12 protein-coding genes, 2 pseudogenes and 1 riboswitch are annotated in these 17,701 nt (G+C 73.0%); of the genes and pseudogenes, 8 read left to right on the forward strand and 6 right to left on the reverse strand.

Annotated features, from left to right (window positions below; all coding sequences use genetic code 11):
• Nucleotides 1-164: 164 nt before the first annotated feature.
• On the forward strand, nucleotides 165-4,178 hold the full coding sequence (locus ACFVX6_RS37885; RefSeq protein ID WP_389699137.1) for a Pls/PosA family non-ribosomal peptide synthetase: 4,014 nt from the start codon (nucleotides 165-167) through the stop codon (nucleotides 4,176-4,178).
• A 74-nt stretch (nucleotides 4,179-4,252) separates the two neighbouring features.
• Entirely contained in the window at nucleotides 4,253-5,602 is a 1,350-nt protein-coding gene (locus tag ACFVX6_RS37890) for a M1 family metallopeptidase (RefSeq protein ID WP_389699138.1), read from the forward strand.
• A gap of 471 nt (nucleotides 5,603-6,073) precedes the next feature.
• Here the strand turns inward: ACFVX6_RS37890 and ACFVX6_RS37895 are convergent, their stop codons facing one another.
• Nucleotides 6,074-6,463: a DUF1269 domain-containing protein gene (locus ACFVX6_RS37895; protein WP_389699148.1), complete on the reverse strand. Its 390-nt coding sequence runs from the start codon at nucleotides 6,461-6,463 to the stop codon at nucleotides 6,074-6,076.
• A 156-nt stretch (nucleotides 6,464-6,619) separates the two neighbouring features.
• Here ACFVX6_RS37895 and ACFVX6_RS37900 point away from each other — a divergent pair.
• Nucleotides 6,620-7,066, forward strand: a pseudogene (locus ACFVX6_RS37900) (GntR family transcriptional regulator); the annotation flags it as partial.
• A gap of 77 nt (nucleotides 7,067-7,143) precedes the next feature.
• Nucleotides 7,144-7,370, forward strand: a riboswitch (cobalamin riboswitch).
• A 173-nt stretch (nucleotides 7,371-7,543) separates the two neighbouring features.
• A complete protein-coding gene (gene metE / locus ACFVX6_RS37905) occupies nucleotides 7,544-9,865 on the forward strand; it encodes a 5-methyltetrahydropteroyltriglutamate--homocysteine S-methyltransferase (RefSeq protein ID WP_389699139.1) in 2,322 nt (773 codons plus the stop codon).
• A 191-nt stretch (nucleotides 9,866-10,056) separates the two neighbouring features.
• On the opposite strand, the gene ACFVX6_RS37910 is transcribed toward metE, so the two are convergent.
• The gene (locus tag ACFVX6_RS37910) at nucleotides 10,057-11,340 is read right to left on the reverse strand and encodes a DUF2254 family protein (RefSeq protein WP_389699140.1); all 1,284 of its coding nucleotides are present in this window, start codon (nucleotides 11,338-11,340) and stop codon (nucleotides 10,057-10,059) included.
• Nucleotides 11,341-11,428: 88 nt separating this feature from the next.
• Here ACFVX6_RS37910 and ACFVX6_RS37915 point away from each other — a divergent pair, with 88 nt between their 5' ends.
• The gene (locus ACFVX6_RS37915) at nucleotides 11,429-11,764 is read left to right on the forward strand and encodes a hypothetical protein (RefSeq protein ID WP_389699141.1); all 336 of its coding nucleotides are present in this window, start codon (nucleotides 11,429-11,431) and stop codon (nucleotides 11,762-11,764) included.
• Between the two features lie 58 nt (nucleotides 11,765-11,822).
• On the opposite strand, the pseudogene eno reads toward ACFVX6_RS37915, so the two are convergent.
• Nucleotides 11,823-13,133, reverse strand: a pseudogene (gene eno, locus ACFVX6_RS37920) (phosphopyruvate hydratase); the annotation flags it as partial.
• A gap of 163 nt (nucleotides 13,134-13,296) precedes the next feature.
• Between eno and ACFVX6_RS37925 the strand changes: the two are divergent.
• Nucleotides 13,297-13,719 carry a MarR family winged helix-turn-helix transcriptional regulator gene (locus ACFVX6_RS37925; protein ID WP_389699142.1) on the forward strand — a complete coding sequence of 141 codons (423 nt, stop codon included), beginning with the start codon at nucleotides 13,297-13,299 and terminating at the stop codon, nucleotides 13,717-13,719.
• A gap of 27 nt (nucleotides 13,720-13,746) precedes the next feature.
• Here ACFVX6_RS37925 and ACFVX6_RS37930 read toward each other — a convergent pair whose 3' ends face one another.
• Together ACFVX6_RS37930 and ACFVX6_RS37935 are read right to left on the reverse strand one after the other, a co-directional pair.
• Nucleotides 13,747-14,613, reverse strand: coding sequence for an ABC transporter permease (locus tag ACFVX6_RS37930; RefSeq protein ID WP_389699143.1), 867 nt, complete (start codon nucleotides 14,611-14,613; stop codon nucleotides 13,747-13,749).
• Complete coding sequence (locus ACFVX6_RS37935) at nucleotides 14,610-15,521, reverse strand: ABC transporter ATP-binding protein (protein ID WP_389699144.1); 912 nt, start codon at nucleotides 15,519-15,521, stop codon at nucleotides 14,610-14,612. The genes ACFVX6_RS37930 and ACFVX6_RS37935 overlap by 4 nt, the downstream gene beginning before the upstream one ends.
• 223 nt (nucleotides 15,522-15,744) lie before the next feature.
• Between ACFVX6_RS37935 and ACFVX6_RS37940 the strand changes: the two genes are divergently transcribed.
• Entirely contained in the window at nucleotides 15,745-16,824 is a 1,080-nt protein-coding gene (locus tag ACFVX6_RS37940; protein WP_389699145.1) for a sensor histidine kinase, read from the forward strand.
• A complete protein-coding gene (locus ACFVX6_RS37945; RefSeq protein ID WP_389699146.1) occupies nucleotides 16,821-17,522 on the forward strand; it encodes a response regulator in 702 nt (233 codons plus the stop codon). The genes ACFVX6_RS37940 and ACFVX6_RS37945 overlap by 4 nt, the downstream gene beginning before the upstream one ends.
• On the opposite strand, the gene ACFVX6_RS37950 is transcribed toward ACFVX6_RS37945, so the two are convergent.
• Nucleotides 17,437-17,664: a LuxR C-terminal-related transcriptional regulator gene (locus tag ACFVX6_RS37950; protein ID WP_389699147.1), complete on the reverse strand. Its 228-nt coding sequence runs from the start codon at nucleotides 17,662-17,664 to the stop codon at nucleotides 17,437-17,439. The genes ACFVX6_RS37945 and ACFVX6_RS37950 overlap by 86 nt on opposite strands.
• Nucleotides 17,665-17,701 lie beyond the last annotated feature (37 nt).

The following is a 17,701-nucleotide window of genomic DNA, read 5'->3' on the forward strand; positions in this document are numbered from 1 at the left end:
GGGCCTTTTACCGCCCCTTCCCGGCCATGCGCAAGGCTTGAACCAGAAAATCCTCGATGTCGCACTAGACTGGCGGGTTGTTTGGCGCTGGACCGGAACAACCTGGGCAGACCCGGGCTCCGCCCGGCGACCCGGAGGCTTCCGGGAACACGACGCGAGGGCCGATGGCAGCCACACCAGAGCACGGTGAAGTCACTCTGCTCGACGACGGGACCGGGCTCGACGACGGGCACGTGCCCGACGCCGGGCAGGGCCCCGAGGGGTCCGGCAAATCGGCCCGGTTCTCCGCCGGACCCGCCGCCCCGACGCGCACCCTGGTCGACATTTTCGAAGCCTCCGTACGGGCCCACCCCGACGAGCTCGCCCTGGACGACGGAGCCACCCGGCTGACCTACCGGGCGCTCGCCGCCGAGGTGGAACGCCGGCGCCGGGCCCTCGCGGCCGCCGGCGTCGGGCTCGGCGACCGGGTCGGCGTACGCGTGCCGTCCGGGACCAACGAGCTGTACGCGGGCATCCTGGCCGTCCTCGCGGCGGGCGCCGCCTACGTGCCCGTGGACGCCGAGGACCCGGACGAGCGGGCCGACCTGGTCTTCGGCGAGGCCGGAGTACGGGCCGTGCTGGGCGCCGACCAGCGCATCGAGGTCGTCGCGCCGGGCAAGGATGCGGGCCAGGGCAAGGATGCGGGCCAGGGCAAGGCCACGGGTCAAGGCAAGTCCGCCGGTCCTTCCGAGGTCCGCGCTCCCGCCGCCCGCCCCGGCCCCGAACACGACGCGTGGATCATCTTCACCTCCGGCTCCACCGGCAAGCCCAAGGGCGTGGCCGTCAGCCACCGCAGCGCCGCCGCCTTCGTGGACGCCGAGGCCGCGCTGTTCCTCACCGAGGAGCCGATCGGCCCCGGCGACCGGGTCATGGCCGGACTGTCCGTGGCCTTCGACGCCTCCTGCGAAGAGATGTGGCTGGCCTGGCGCTACGGCGCCTGCCTCGTGCCCGTCCCCCGCTCCCAGGTCCGCAGCGGCGCCGACCTCGGCCCCTGGCTGGCCGAGCAGGAGATCACCGTGGTCTCCACGGTTCCGACCCTGGCCGCCCTGTGGGAGCCCGAGACCCTCAACGAGGTCCGGCTGCTGATCTTCGGCGGCGAGGCCTGCCCGCCCGAGCTCACCCAGCGCCTGGTCACCGAGGGCCGCGAGGTCTGGAACACCTACGGCCCCACCGAAGCCACCGTCGTCGCCTGCGCCTCCCTCCTGACCGGCGAGGAACCGATCCGGATCGGCCTCCCGCTGAACGGCTGGGAACTGGCCGTCGTCGACGAATCCGGCGAACCGGTGCCCATGGGCGGCAGCGGCCAGCTCGTCATCGGCGGCGTCGGCCTGGCCCGCTACCTCGACCCCGAGAAGGACGCGGAGAAGTACGCCCCGCTGGAATCGCTCGGCTGGGAGCGCGCCTACCGCAGCGGCGACCTCGTCCGCGCGGAACCCCCAGGGCTGGTCTTCCTGGGCCGCGGAGACGAGCAGATCAAGCTCGGCGGCCGCCGGATCGAGCTCGGCGAGGTGGACGCCGCCCTCCAAGCCCTGCCCGGGGTCGCCGGCGCGGCCGCCGCCGTCCGCACGGCGCGCAGCGGCAACCAGCTCCTCGTCGGCTACCTGGTCACCCAGGACGGCTGGGACCACGCGGCGGCCGTGACCCGGCTGCGCTCCGAGCTGCCCGCAGCCCTCGTACCGCTGCTCGCACCGGTGGAGGAGCTGCCCACCCGCACCTCCGGCAAGGTGGACCGGGGCGCACTGCCCTGGCCGCTCCCGGAACTGGAGACCAGCGGCCCCACCGAGCAGCTCTACGGGACCGAGGCCTGGCTCGCCGAGCAGTGGAGCGAGACCCTGGGCGTGGCCGTCACCGGCGCCGCCGACGACTTCTTCGCGATCGGCGGCAGCAGCCTCGCCGCCGCCCAGCTCACCACCCGGCTGCGCACCCGCTACCCGAGCGCGGCCGTCGTCGACATCTACCAGCAGCCCACCCTGCGCAAGCTGGCCCGGCACCTGGAGAAGTCCGCACAGGACGACGGCACGGTCCGGACCATCGCACCCGTGCCGCTGCGGACCAAGGTCATCCAGTCCCTGCTGCTGCTCCCGCTGTTCACCCTGATCGGCCTGCGCTGGACGGTGGCGCTGCTCGCCCTGGGCAACGTACTGCACTGGTTCGGGGCCTACCCGTGGGCGCCGGCCGCCTCCTGGTGGCTCGTCGCCGCCGGAGCCGCACTGCTCTTCAGCCCGCCCGGCCGCCTCGCGATCGCGGCCGGCGGCGCCCGGCTGCTGCTGCGCGGGGTGAAGGCGGGGCGTCACCCGCGCGGCGGAAACGTTCACCTGCGGCTGTGGACGGCCGAGCGGCTCGCCGAGTACTCCGGCGCGACCTCGCTCACCGGCTCCTGGCTGGAGCGCTACGCACGGGCCCTGGGCGCCAAGATCGGCCCCGAGGTGGACCTGCACTCGCTGCCGCCCGTCACGGGCATGCTCAAGCTCGGCCGCGGCTGCGCCGTGGAGTCCGAGGTGGACCTCTCCGGCCACTGGCTGGACGGGGACCGGCTGGAGATCGGCGCCGTGAAGGTCGGTGCGGGCGCCGTCGTCGGCACCCGCAGCATCCTCTTCCCCGGCGCCCGGGTCGGCAAGCGGGCCGAGGTGGCCCCCGGCTCCGCCGTGGTCGGCCAGATCCCGACGGGCCAGCGCTGGGCCGGAGCCCCCGCCGGCAAACTCGGCAAGGCCAAGCGGAACTGGCCCAAGGAGCGCCCGCCGCGCGGTCTGCCCTGGCGCGCCGCCTACGGGGCGGCCGGCTTCTGCCTCACCTCCCTGCCCGTGCTCGCCGCCCTGCCCGCGCTCCTCGTGGCCGGCCGGTTCGTGCCCGCCGACGCCGGACTCGGCCGGGCCCTGGCCGGAGCGCTGCTCGCCGTGGTGCCGGGGGCGCTCGCCTTCGGGTTCGCGTACGCGGCCCTGCTCCTGGTCTCCGTACGCCTCCTCAGCCTCGGGCTGCGCACCGGAACCCATCCGACGCACAGCAGGATCGGCTGGCAGGCCTGGACGGTCACCCAGCTGATGGACCTCTCCCGGGAAACCCTCTTCCCCCTGTACGCCGGACTGATCACACCGGTGTGGCTGCGGCTCCTCGGCATGAAGATCGGCCGGGGCGCCGAGGTGTCCACGGTGCTCGCACTGCCGAGCCTCACCACCGTCGGCGAGGGCGCGTTCCTCGCCGACGACACCCTGACCGCCCCCTACGAGCTGGGCGGCGGCTGGCTGCGGATCGGCCACTCCGAGATCGGCCGCCGGGCCTTCCTCGGCAACTCCGGAATGACCGCGCCGGGCCGCTCCGTGCCGGACGACGGGCTGGTAGGCGTGCTGTCCGCCACCCCGAAGAAGGCCAAGAAGGGCAGCTCCTACCTCGGCCTGCCGCCGGTACGGCTGCCGCGCTCCGCCGCCGACGCCGACCAGAGCCGGACGTACGATCCGCCCGCCCGGCTGCTGTGGGCGCGCGGACTGGTCGAGCTGTGCCGGCTCGTCCCGGTGTTCTGCTCGGCCGCGCTCGGCGTCCTGACCGTGGCCGCGTTCTGCGCGCCGGCCGGGGCGGACGGGCCGGGCGTGTGGGTGACCGCATTGTCGTCCGGGGCGGTCCTGCTCGGCGCCGGGCTGGCCGCGTGCGTGGTCGCGGCGGCCGCGAAGTGGCTGCTGGTGGGCCGCCACCGGGTGGGCGAGCACCCGCTCTGGAGCGGCTTCGTGTGGCGCAACGAACTGGCCGACACCTTCGTCGAGGTCCTGGCCGTGCCCTGGCTCGTCGGCTCGGTGCCCGGTACGCCCGTGCTGTCCCTGTGGCTGCGCGGACTCGGTGCCCGGATCGGCCGGGGCGTGTGGTGCGAGAGCTACTGGCTGCCCGAGACCGACCTGGTCGTCCTCGGCGACGCGGTCAGCGTGAACCGTGGCTGCGTGTTGCAGACACACCTCTTCCACGACCGGATCTTGAGGACGGATACTGTGGTCCTGCGTGAGGGCGCCACCCTGGGCCCGGGTGGAATCGTCCTGCCCGGGAGCACGGTCGGGGCCCGCAGCACACTGGGTCCCGCCTCCCTCGTGATGGCCGGGGAATCCGTTCCCGCCGACACCCGCTGGCTGGGCAACCCGATCGAGGCGTGGCGGTCCTGACGGGCGGGTCCGACAGGACGGGCCCGGCACCACCAGCACGTCGTACGAGCACAACGCAGGGAGCGGAAGCGGCAGTGAACGGCCAGAAGACAGCGGCATCGGACCCGTACTTTCCGGCCAACGGCGACCACCGTTACCGCGTGCACCGGTACGAACTCGCTCTGGAGTACCGTCCCGGCCCCAACCGGCTCGCCGGGACGGCCCGGCTCAGCGCGATCGCCGGGCGGGCGCCGCTCACGGAGTTCCACCTCAACCTGGCCGAGTTCAAAATAGGCCGGGTCCTGGTGAACGGCCGGGCTCCGCACTACAGCCACCGCGGAGGCAAGCTCCGCATCCGGCCGCCCAAGCCGCTGCCCGCCGGCGCCGCCTTCACCGTGGAGGTGCACTGGGCGGGCAACCCCACACCGGTGCGCAGCCCCTGGGGCGGGCTCGGCTGGGAGGAACTGACCGACGGCGCGCTGGTGGCCAGCCAGCCGGTCGGCGCGCCGTCCTGGTACCCGTGCAACGACCGGCCCGCGGACAAGGCCTCGTACCAGATCTCCGTCAACACGCCCTCCGCCTACACCGTCGTCGCCGGCGGCCGGCTGCTCACGCGGACGACCCGTGCCTCCACGACCACCTGGGTGTACGAGCAGCCGGCGCCGACCTCCACCTACCTGGTCGGCCTGTCCATCGGCATGTACCAGACGGTGCTGCTCGGCGACCCCGGGCTCGGCGGGGTCCCGCAGAGCGCCCACGTACCGGCGCACCTGCTGCCCCGGTTCTCCCGCGACTTCGCGCGGCAGCCCGCCATGATGCAGCTGTTCGAGGAGTTGTTCGGCCCCTATCCCTTCGGCGAGTACGCCGTCGTCGTCGCCGACGAGGAGCTGGACGTGCCGGTGGAGGCGCAGGGGCTCTCCCTGTTCGGCGCCAACCACGTGGACGGCGTACGGGGCTCCGAGCGGCTCATCGCCCACGAGCTCGCGCACCAGTGGTTCGGCAACAGCGTGACCATCGCCGACTGGCGGCACATCTGGCTCAACGAGGGCTTCGCGAAGTATGCGGAATGGCTCTGGTCGGAGCGCTCCGGCGGCCGCACCGCGCACGAACTGGCGGCCGCCGCACACCGGTTGCTGTCCGGACAGCCGCAGGACCTCCTGCTGGCCGACCCGGGACGCAAGCTGATGTTCGACGACCGCCTCTACCAGCGCGGCGGCCTGGCCGTGCACGCGATCCGCTGCGCGCTGGGGGACGGCCCGTTCTTCCGCATGCTGCGGGAGTGGGCCACCGTGAACCGCCACGGCGTGGTCACCACGGCCGGGTTCACCGCGCACGCGGCGCGCTTCGCGACGGGACCGCTGGAGGACCTGTTCACGGCCTGGCTCTCCGCACCGGCCCTCCCGCCGCTGCCCGCGCCGGGCCCGGGCGCTCGTGCGGCGGGCTGACCGCCAAGATCCACCTGGCTCCGCGTCAAATTGACCTGATCCTCGGTCAGGGCGTTCAGGCGGTCCATGTCCCGGTTGAAATCGCGCAGTTCGTCGCGGATCTCGTGCGGTACGGCCAGGGTCTGGGCCTGCTCCTCGGCGGTCGCGAGCCAACAGCGGCTCAGGGGCCCAATCCGGGTCCGTGCGGCGAGCGGGTCAGTACCTGAGTGCGGTGCCGAGGGTGGCGTGCACCTCGCCCGAGAGCTTGTGGGTGCTGCGCGCGGTCGCGTCCTCGGGCTGGCCGGCAGGCACGCCGGAGATGGTGACGACGACCGTGTCCAGCGCATTGCCGGAGGCGTCCTTGTAGTCGACCTGGACGGCGAAGGAGCGACGCAGCCAGGGGGCCCGAAGCCCGCCGCGGTCTTGTCCTCCGGTCCTGCCGCCCGCGGAATGCTCACTGCTCGGGCCCCTTCCGGTTCGGGCAACGGGTTCTCAGGCCGCGAAGACCTCGCGGAGCTGCTGCTCCTGCGTGCCGGAGAGGTTGGAACGGATCAGCTGCGCCTGCCCGCCGGGGAAGGAGCCGCGTACCCGCTCGACCACGGCGTCGGAGGAGAGCAGGAACAGTGCGGAAGTCCCGGGCTTCACCTCGGACTTCACCTCGTCGATGAACTGGTCGTCGATGCCGACGTCGGACAGCGATCCGCCGATGGCCCCGGCCGCCGCACCCACGGCGGCGCCGAGCAGCGGCACGAAGAACAGGAGCCCGAAGAGCATGCCCCAGAAGGTGCCGGAGAGCGCGCCGGCTCCCGTGAGGCTGTTCAGCTGCTGGGTCTTCGGCTTCTTGGCATCTTCGCGCCAGGTGACGACCGCGGCGTCGTGCACCTGTATCAGCTGTTCCTTCTGCAGGGCGAGCAGGGCGGACTCCGCCTGCTGTGCCCCCTCGGGAGTGGGGAACTTCCAGACGGTGAGAGGAAGTTGCCCGGCAGGCGCTCGTCCGCCGGGCCCTGGGTCACCGCGCGGACCAGGAGTTCCCCGCCCATGAACGCGCCGCGCCACGAGGAACGGCCCGGCCCGCTGCGTGACCGCGTCTACGGGGCCCTGTTGGAGCTCATCACCACCCGCGCCCTCCAGCCGGGGCAGCACCTCGTCGAGAGCGAACTCGCCGGACATCTCGGGGTGTCCCGGCAGCCGGTGCGCGAGGCGCTGCAGCGCCTGAGCACCGAGGGGTGGGTCGATCTGCGGCCCGCCCAGGGGGCGTTCGTGCACGAGCCGACCGAGGAGGAGGCGGACCGGCTCCTCACGGTCCGTACGCTCCTGGAGGCCGAAGCCGCCCGGCTGGCCGCCGCCCACGCCGGCCCCGAGGCCGTCGCCGCGCTCGAAGAGCTGTGCGCGCAGGGGGAGCGGGCCGTCGCCGCGGACGACGTGGACACCGCCGTCCCGCAAGACGTACCACGAGCGGGAGAAGTAGCCCGGCAGCCGGGGAGCACCGCCCGAGGCCCGTCGTGTCCCATGTCACCGTCCGACACGGGGGAAGTCGTGCCCGTTCCCCGGCCGCCCGCCCTACTGTGGGCCTCGCAGCTGGTTCGCCCCCGTCCGCCAGGCGGGATGCGTCGTAAGAGGGAACCCGGTGGGAATCCGGGACTGCCCCGCAGCGGTGAGCGGGAACGACCGCCGTCATACGCACTGGGACCGGAACCGGTCCTGGGAAGCGACGGCCATTAGGTGCCCGCCGGGAAACCGGCAGGCGAGCCCGCGAGTCCGAAGACCTGCCCGTTGCCCGTGCGCGATCGACCGCGCACGGTTTCCCGGTGACCTCGTGGGCGGGTCGGCGTGCACCTCAGGCGGGTCCTCCCGTCGCGTACCCCAGCCGTACGCGACCCCGGCGGTCCGCCCGTTCCGGCACCCTTCGCCTCCGCGACCCGTCACCGGGTTCATGGAGACACGCTCGCGAAGGAGAGTTCCGTGACCACCGAGTCCGCAGCCGCGCCCGTACGGGCCACCGTGTACGGCTACCCCCGCCAGGGACAGAACCGGGAACTGAAGAAGGCGATCGAGGGCTACTGGAAGGGCCGCGTCACCGCCGATGCCCTCCGCGCCACGGCCCGCGACCTGCGCCGGACCAACTGGGCCCAGCTCGCCGGGGCCGGCATCACCGAGGTTCCGACCGGCGACTTCTCGTACTACGACCACGTCTTGGACACCACGGTCATGGTCGGCGCGATCCCCGACCGCCACCGGTCCGCCGTCGCGGCGGACGCCCTGGACGGCTACTTCGCGATGGCGCGCGGCACCCAGGACGTGGCCCCGCTGGAGATGACCAAGTGGTTCGACACCAACTACCACTACCTGGTCCCCGAACTCGGGCCCGACACCGTCTTCACCGCCGAACCCGCCCGTCAGGTGGCGGAGTTGAAGGAGGCCCTGGACCTCGGACACACGGCCCGACCGGTCCTGGTCGGACCGGTGACCTACCTCCTCCTCGCCAAGCCCGCACCCGGCGTGGCCGCCGGCTTCGAGCCGCTCACCCTGCTCGACCGTCTGCTCCCCGTCTACGCCCGGGTCCTCGCAGACCTGCGCGCGGCGGGCGCCGCATGGGTCCAGCTCGACGAACCGGCCCTGGTCCAGGACCGCACCCCGGCCGAGCTGAACGCGGCGGCCCGCGCCTACCGCGAGCTCGGCGGCCTCACCGAGCGTCCCAAACTGCTCGTCGCCTCCTACTTCGACCGGCTCGGCGACGCCCTGCCCGTCCTGGCGAAGGCGCCCGTGGAGGGACTCGCCCTCGACTTCACCGACCGGGCCGCAGCCAACCTCGACGACCTGGCCGCCGTCGGCGGCATCCCCGGCAAGCGCCTGGTCGCGGGCGTGGTCAACGGCCGCAACATCTGGATCAACGACCACCAGAAGTCGCTGACCACCCTCGGCACCCTGCTCGGCCTCGCCGGCCGGGTCGACGTGGCCGCGTCCTGCTCCCTGCTGCACGTCCCGCTCGACGCCGACGCCGAGCGGGACACCGATCCGCAGGTCCGGCGCTGGCTCGCCTTCGCCCGCCAGAAGACCGCCGAGATCAGCACGCTGGCCCGCGGACTGGCCCGGGGCACCGACGCGATCGCGGCCGAACTCGCCGCGAACCGGGCCGACCTGGCCTCCCGTACCGCCTCCCGGATCACCCGCGATCCGGCCGTCCGCGCCCGCACCGCAGCGATCACCGAGGCCGACGGCCACCGCGCCCAGCCCTACGCCGAACGGGCCGCCGCCCAGCGCGCCCACCTCGGCCTGCCGCTGCTCCCCACCACCACCATCGGCTCCTTCCCGCAGACCACGGACCTGCGCACCGCCCGCGCCGACCTGCGCGCCGGACGCATCGACACGGCGGCCTACGAGGAGCGCATCCGGGCCGAGATCCGGGAGGTCGTCTCCTTCCAGGAGAAGACGGGCCTCGACGTGCTCGTGCACGGCGAGCCCGAACGGGGCGACATGGTCCAGTACTTCGCCGAGCAGCTCACCGGATACCTCGCCACGCAGCACGGCTGGGTCCAGTCCTACGGCACCCGCTACGTCCGCCCGCCGGTCCTCGCCGGGGACGTCTCCCGTCCCGACCCGATGACCGTCCGCTGGACCACGTACGCCCAGGCGCAGACGGCCAAGCCGGTCAAGGGCATGCTCACCGGCCCGGTCACCATGCTCGCCTGGTCCTTCGTACGCGACGACCAGCCCCTCGGCGAGACCGCGCGGCAGGTCGGACTCGCGCTGCGCGACGAGGTCGACGACCTGGAAGCGGCCGGTACGTCGGTCATCCAGGTCGACGAGCCCGCCCTGCGCGAAACCCTGCCGCTGCGCGCCGCCGACCACGCCGACTACCTGGCGTGGGCCACGGAATCCTTCCGCCTCACCACCAGCGGCGTCCGACCGGACACCCAGATCCACACCCACATGTGCTACGCGGAGTTCGGGGACATCGTCGAGGCCATCGAGCAGCTCGACGCCGACGTCATCAGCCTGGAGGCGGCCCGCTCCCACATGCAGGTCGCCGACGAGCTCGCCGGCGCGGGCTACCCGCGCGAGGTCGGCCCCGGAGTCTGGGACATCCACTCTCCCCGCGTCCCCTCGGCCGGTGAAGCGGCGGCCCTGCTGCGCAAGGGACTCGCGGCGATCCCCGCCGAACGCCTCTGGGCCAATCCCGACTGCGGCCTGAAGACCCGCGGCTGGAACGAGACGAGGGCCTCGCTGGAGCACCTCGTCGAAGCGGCCCGGCGGGTGCGTTCGGACCTCTCGCCCCGCGCCTGATCCCCGTAGGCCGTCCGGCACACGGGACGCCCGTGCGCCGGACGGCCCACGTCAGTGCACGGACACGGCTCAGTGCACGGACACGGCGGAGGCGGGCTCCCTCCTGGTCCTCATGGGCCTCGTGCCGGTCTTGGGCTCGCTCGTCGCGCTCGCGCCGCTGCCCGTGCTCGGCGGGGCGGCGGTGGTCTTCTTCACGCGCGACGGGGGGTGGGGCTCGTACCTCCGGGTGAGGCCCCGCTCGGCCAGGTGAGCGGGTACCTCTCGCGCCCGGCCCGGTCGACCCACTGAAGCCGGTCCCGTACGCGACCGCGCCGGCTCTCCGGGGCCCGCTCCGCCAGCCTGCCCAGCAGGTCGCGCATTCTGCGGAGCGCCATCGGGGAGCCGGCCGCGGCGTAGAGGAGGTCGTCGACGGCCGTCCGCAGGTACCGATCCCAGTCGGGCACGGGGACCGTCACCCGCAACCGGCCGGTCCCGTCGGCGAAGTGACCGATGCTCAGCTCGCGGTCGGCGAGGCGGGTCAGCAGGTCTTCGATGCGGTCCAGGCTCTCCACCGCCGTGGCCGGGTCGTTCACGGCCGGGGAGAGCGCGCGCAGAGCGATGTCGGCGAGGAGCCTGAAGGGCAGGTCGGGGTCCTGGGCGAAGGTGCGCTCGACTCCGGTCTCCAGAGCGCCGCACAGAACCGCCTCGGGCACATCTCCGCCGGTCACCTCGGCCAGCTTCATGCCCCGTGACACGGTCGTTCCCGGGGAGACGAGGAAGGCGACGGAGCAGTCGCGCTCCCTTGCCGCGCCGACCAGGGTGCGTACGTCGATCTGCTGGATCACCACCGCCGGTCCGGACCACAGGACGGCGGTGGTCCCGGCCGCCGGGGGTGGCGGGGCCGTGACCGCGTCCGGGCCGGTTGCCGTGTTCGGGGCGTACGGCCGTACGTACAGGTCGTCGAACAGCCGGTGCGCCCGCGTGCCGATCGCGGTCAGGGAATGGCCGAGCTGGATCGATTGGAACGCTCCCGTCTGCAGCGACCGCATGAGGGCGAGCGCGATCAGGGTGAGCACCATGGCGATGCCGGGAACGAGGGTCGAGACGGTCGTCCTGCGGGCGCCGACGGCCAGCCCCGAGGTGATGCTGAAGACGAACACGCCGACGGTGAAGGCGAACGTGCGCCACACGATCGGGTCGTCCCGGAAGAGGCCGAGGCGCGGGGTGAACGTGCTGGCGGAGAACTGGATGACCAGGAACAGCATCGAATAGATGATGCTCACCAGGCTGATGACACCGAATCCGAGGGTGAACAGGAGCGTCACCACGGGTCCGGCGTCCACCTGAGGCCCCAGCGAGAGCCTGGGGACCAGCACCCCCAGGGCCAGCCCGGCGACCGCGCAGACGAGCTGGGCCAGATCCCTGCGCATCGCGCGCCTGGGGCGGTGGAACGCCGAGCCGCGCCTGCGCCCCGGGTCGTCAGCCGAGCCGGACATCCAGCCTCCTCCAGGTCCCGGTCAACGCACCCTCCGATGAGGATGCAACCACGGGAGCCGCGCGAGCGGGCGGCGAAATGCCGGATACATGTTGCCCCGTTCCGACGCCGGACTCGTCGTCTCCTTCGTCGCCTACGTGATCAAGGACGCGGACACCCCGGCGCGCCGGATCTTCGGCGTCGTCGGCCTGGCGGTACTCGTCACCGCGGTCCTCGCCTTCCTCGGCCTGCGGGAAGTCGCCGCCTTCCTGGAGGGCGCGTCCGGAGGCGGCCACAGCCACGGCGCCGCCGAAGAGCCCGCGGCCGACGACCACGCCCCCGCCGTCACTGCCCCGGCGGGCCCGGGAGCTCCCGCCCCCGGGGCAGCGCCCACCGCGAAACCCGCTCCCGCGGCCCCCTCGCACGCCGACGGGCACGCCCACTGAGCCGCTGAGCCCCCCCGAGGGCCCCCCACAAAAAGGTGGGGGGCCCAGACCGAAAAGCCCGGAGCAAAGCGGAGCCGCCCCCGAAGAGGGCCCCCGAGACCATCATCAAATCGATAACGAAAACCTCGGTGTACTTGGCCGTCCGGTCGGAGCGGGAGAGCGAGCCGGTCTTGATCTGACCGCAGCCGGACGCCACCGCCAGATCCGCGATGGTGGTGTCCTCCGTCTCGCCCGAGCGGTGCGACATGACGGCCGTCCAGCCCGCCTGGTGGGCCGTGGCGACGGCGGCCAGGGCTTCGGTCAGGGTGCCGATCTGGTTGACCTTGATCAGGATCGAGTTGCCGGCGCCGGTGCGGATGCCCTCGTGCAGCAGCGCCTCGCTGGTGCAGAACAGGTCGTCACCGGTGAGCTGGCAGCGGTCGCCGACGCGGGCGGTCAGCTCGCGCCAGCCGTCCCAGTCGTTCTCCGCCATCGGGTCCTCGATGGAGAGGATGGGGTAGGAGTCGATGAGCTTGACCAGGTAGTCGACGTTCTCCGAGGGGGTGCGGCGCACTCCCTCGCCCGCGTAGTCGTAGACCCCGTCGCGGAAGAACTCGGAGGACGCCGGGTCCATGATCAGGCCGATGTCGGTGCCGGGGCGGTAGCCGGTGCGCTCGATGGCGGCCATCACGAAGTCGAGCGCTTCCTCGGCGGTACGCAGTGCGGGCGCGAAGCCGCCCTCGTCGCCGACGCCGGTGGAGTGGCCGGCGGCCAGGAGGTCGCGGCGCAGGGTGTGGAAGACCTCGCTGCCCATGCGGACGGCTTCGGCGAAGGTGTCCGCACCCACGGGCGCGATCATGAACTCCTGGAAGTCCAGCGGATTGTCGGCGTGGGCTCCGCCGTTCACGATGTTCATCATCGGCAGCGGCAGGAGGTGGGCGTCGGCGCCGCCGAGGTAGCGGTACAGGGGCTGGCGGTGGGCCGCCGCGGCGGCCTTGGCGGCGGCGAGGGAGACGCCGAGGATCGCGTTGGCGCCGAGCCGCGACTTCGTGGCGGTCCCGTCGAGGGCGATCAGGGCGGCGTCGAGGCCGGCCTGGTCCGCCGCGTCCCGGCCGCGCACGGACGCCGCGATCTCCCCGTTGGCGTGGGCCACCGCCTGGTCGACGCCCTTGCCGTGCCAGCGCGTCGAGTCCCCGTCGCGCAGCTCCACGGCCTCCCGGGCGCCGGTGGAAGCGCCCGAGGGGACGGCCGCCCGCCCCAGGGACCCGTCCGCCAGGACGACGTCGACCTCGACCGTCGGGTTGCCCCGGCTGTCGATGATCCGGCGGGCGGTGACGGTCTCGATGGTGGCGTCGGTGCTTTCGGTGGATCCGACTGCCTGTGTGGACATGGGTGGTTCCTCCCCGTTGCGCGTGCCGTGGCCCCGGCTGCGACAGCGCTGGCGCTGAGCCCGACAAGGCCAAACCCTACAGCAATGCTGTTCAGTTTTGCTGAACAGCATTGCTGTACTGGTCACGCGCGCACCAAGGCTGACCAGCGGGGTATGGTGCCTCATGCCCACCTCGGAAGCCGCCGCCATTGCCGCAGAACTGCGCACCGCAATGGGCAAGCTCACCCGGCGCGTCAAACACGAGGACCGCATCCCGCTGGGCCAGGTCGCCGTGCTCGGCGCGCTGGACCGCGACGGCGCCATGACCACCAGCGACCTCGCCGCCGACCAGCGCGTACGCCCGCAGTCGATGGCCCGGGCGGTGGGACTCCTCATGGAGCAGAACCTGATCACGCGCCGCGCGCACCCCACGGACGGCCGCAAGTCCCTGGTCGAACTGTCGGACGCGGGCCGGGCCGCACTCGAAGCGGAGCGCGGCCGCCGGGCCGGCTGGCTCGCCCAGGCCATCGAGGCCGAACTCACCGATGAGGAACGGACGGTACTGGCCCGAAGCGCCACCCTCCTGGAACGCCTCGCCACCCGCTAGCACCCCGGCGGAGCCGAACCGTAGGCCTCAGACGTCCCGGCGTCGGACGGCCGTCGCGGCGACGATCACCGAGGCGAGCGCCCAGGCTCCGAGGGCGATCCAGGAGCCGATGACGGTGCCCGGGTGGGCACCCAGGGTGGTGTAGGAGTCCGGGTTGAGGGTCAGTCGGGCCTGGGCGGCGAGCGGCAGGTGGTTGCCGATCTCCTTCAGGGCGCGGTACCGGTCGCCACCGAAGAGCAGGGGCAGGATGAAGAGCATGCCCACGACCGCGACGATCGACGCCGTGGCGTGGCGCAGGACGGCCCCGAACGCCATGCCGATCAGGGCGCACACCGGGACGACCAGCGCGTAGGCCGTGACGGCCCGCAGGCAGCCCGGGTCGTGGATCGAGAGCCCGACGTGGCGCGAGGCCAGCATCGCGTTGATGGTGAAGAACGAGGCCACGGAAACGACGGCGCCGAGCAGGAGCGTGACCGCCGCGACCAGGGCCACCTTGGCCGTGATCACCGCACCCCGGTCGGGGACGGCGGCGAACGTGGTGCGGATCATTCCGGTCGCGTACTCGCCGAAGACGGTGATGGCCCCGAAGGAGGCCGCAGCCAAGGCCATGACGGAGGCCGCGATGCCGTTCAGGCCGTGGAACAACGGGTCGTACAGGTAAGGAGGTTCGCCGGGAAGCAGGGGATGCGGCTGGTCGATGTACGGCAGGTCGGAGTGGACTGCGTTCACGTTGATCGCGATCGCGACGACGGCGCTGAGGACGAGCACCCAGTAAGTCGACCTGAGCGAACGCATCTTGATCCACTCGGCGGCGAGCAGGTCAGTGAAGCCGGCCGCCGCAGGCCCGGCCGCCTGCTCGAACTGCCGTGTGGTGGACGGAGCCGGTGTGCTCATCGGGGTTCTCCTGCGAGGTATTCGACGCTGTCGGCGGTGAGGGACATGAATGCCGACTCCAAGGACGAAGAGCGGGTGGCCAGTTCGTGCAGCACGATGCGGTGCCGGTGGGCGAGTTCGCCGATCCGGGCCGCGGTCAGGCCGGTGACGCTGACGGCCGGTCCGCCTTCCCGCCGCACCGCCGCGCCCTCGGCGACCAGTACGGCCTCCAGGGCCGCCGGGTCGGGGGTGTTGACCGTCACGCTCCGGGAGGCGTGCCGTGCCGAGAACTCCGCCAGGCTCGCGTCGGCGATCAGACGGCCCCGGCCGATGACGATGATCCGGTCGGCGGTGTGCTCCATCTCGGCCATCATGTGGCTGGAGACCAGGACGGTGCGGCCCTCGGACGCCAGCCGCCGGAACAGCCCGCGCACCCACAACACGCCCTCGGGATCCAGGCCGTTCAGGGGCTCGTCGAACAGCAGCACCGGCGGATCACCGAGCAGGGCGCCCGCGATGCCGAGGCGCTGCTTCATCCCGAGGGAGAACCCGCCGATCCGGCGGCCCGCCGCCTTCGTCAGCCCGACTTCCCGCAGGACCGCGTCCACACGGGACGGTGGGATGCGGTTGCCGCGGGCCAGGGCGGACAGATGGGCCCGCGCGCTCCGACCGCCGTGCACGTCCTGGGCGTCCAACAGCGCGCCGACGTGGCGCAGTCCGCGCGGGCGCCGGGCGAAGGGAACCCCGTCCACGGTGACGGTCCCGCCGGTCGGCGTGTTCAGGCCCAGGATCATCCGCAAGGTGGTGGACTTGCCGGCGCCGTTGGGGCCGAGGAAGCCCGTCACCCGGCCCGGTTCCACGGTGAAGGTCAGGTCGTCGACGGCGACGGTGTCGCCGTACCGCTTGGTCAGCCGAGTCGATTCGATCACGGGGTCCACGCTGCCGGTACGGGTACGGACCGCGCGTCGGCCGGTGGTTCACACTGCGGAGCCCCGCCGGTGGCCCGGGGGACTAAGCCCGTGGGCCAATGCCCCGGCGAGCGGGCGCGGGTACGATCGATCGATGACCGCCTCCCCTCGTCCACCTCTCCTCAGGCGCGTGCCACCGGGTGTGTGGGTGGGTGCCTTCTGGGTGGCTCTCATCCTCGTACGCATGCTGCAACGGCCCAACGAGCTCCGCCACCTGGTCTCGTACCACGGCAACATCGAGGACGCCCCGCTCCTGGTCACCGCCGTCGTCACGACCCTGGGCGCGCTGCTGCTGGTCCGGGCGCCCCTGGCGGCCGTGGCCGTCGCGCTCGCGGGCTCCGTGTTCGCGCTCGGGATGGCGGTGCGGGAGACGACCTTCGTCCTGTTCCTGCTGGCCGACGCGGCCGTGGGCTACACCGCCGCGACCCGCCCGCGGCGGGTCTCGGTGCCCGCCGCCCTGCTCTGCGTCGCCACACTGGCGGGCTATGCGGCCTGGCAGCTGGCCCGCGGAAACTTCTTCAACCCCTCGGCGCCCGCCGGGCTCGCGTCGACCGTCGTCATCGCCTGGCTGACCGGCAACACGATCCGTCAGGACCGGGCGCACGCCGACACGGTGCGCGCCCAGGCCACGCGGCAGGCGGTCACCGCCGAACGGCTGCGGATCGCCCGCGAACTGCACGACATGGTCGCCCACAACATCGGCATCATCACCATCCAGGCCGGCGTGGGCAGCCGGGTCATGGACACCCAGCCCGCCGAGACGCGCAAGGCGCTCGACGCCATCGAGGCCACCGGCAGGGAGACCCTCGCCGGCCTGCGGCGGATGCTCGGCGCCCTGCGCAAGGGCGAGGAGGAGTCGGCGCCGCTGGATCCGGTCCCCGGCCTCGCCGCCCTCGGCCACCTGGTCGGGCGCAGCGCGGCCGCCGGTGTCCGGGTCGACGTCCGCCGGCGGGGGGAGCGGCGCGAACTGCCCTCGGACGTCGACCTCGCGGCCTTCCGCATCGTCCAGGAGGCGGTCACCAACGTGGTGCGGCACTCCGGCACCCGGGAGTGCACCGTGACGGTCGACTACCGCCGCGGCGAGCTGGCCGTCGACGTGCTCGACCGCGGCCGCGGGGGCAGCGCCGGGGGCTCCGGGTACGGCATCGTCGGCATGCGGGAGCGAGTCGGCCTGCTGCACGGCGAGTTCAGCGCCGGACCGCTCCCGGACGGCGGTTTCCGCGTGGCGGCCGTGCTGCCGATACCGGTGGAGGCGGCACGGTGATCCGGGTGGTGCTGATCGACGACCAGCCGCTGATCCGTACGGGCCTGCGCGTCCTCATCGCCGACACCCCCGACCTGGAGGTGGTCGGGGAGGCAGGGAACGGCGCCGATGCCGTGGAGCTGGTGGCCCGCCTGCGGCCGGACGTCGCCATCATGGACATCCGGATGCCCGGAACGGACGGGATCGAGGCCACCCGCCGGATCGATGCGGAGTCGTCGCCGACGGGCGTGGCGACCCGCGTGCTGATCCTCACCACCTTCGACGACGACGAGTACGTCTACGGTGCGCTCCGCGCCGGCGCGAGCGGCTTCCTCGTCAAGGACATGCCCCTGGAGTCCATCCTCGACGGGGTCCGCGTCGTCGCCGCCGGGGACGCCCTCATCGCGCCGAGCGTCACGCGCCGTCTCATCGAGGAGTTCGCGGCGCGGCCCGATCCTTCCCCTGGCGCCCGGCGGGGCGGATCCCCGGGAGCCCGGCGGGCGGCCGCGGGCGGCATCACGGACCGGGAGCGCGAGGTCCTGACCCTGGTCGGCCGCGGCCTGTCCAACGCGGAGATCGCCGGGGAGCTCACCATCAGCGTGGCCACCGCCAAGGCCCACCTCGCGCGACTCTTCACCAAACTCGACGCGCGTGACCGGGTCCACCTCGTGATCCTCGCCTACGAGTTCGGCCTCGTCGCCCCCCGGGCTGAGGGGTGACCAACCCCGTCTCGTAGGCCGCGATCACCGCCTGGGCGCGGTCCCGGAGGCGGAGCCTGGCGAGGATGCGGACGACGTGCGTATTCACCGTGGCCTCGCTGACGTGGAGGCGGCCGGCGTACCGCTCGGGGTGGCGCTGCACGGCTGGGTGCAGGCACTACGGGCGGAGCGAGCCGGGC

The sequence above is a fragment of the Streptomyces sp. NPDC058289 genome (assembly GCF_042880975.1).
In the GTDB taxonomy this organism is placed as follows: domain Bacteria; phylum Actinomycetota; class Actinomycetes; order Streptomycetales; family Streptomycetaceae; genus Streptomyces; species Streptomyces stoeckheimensis.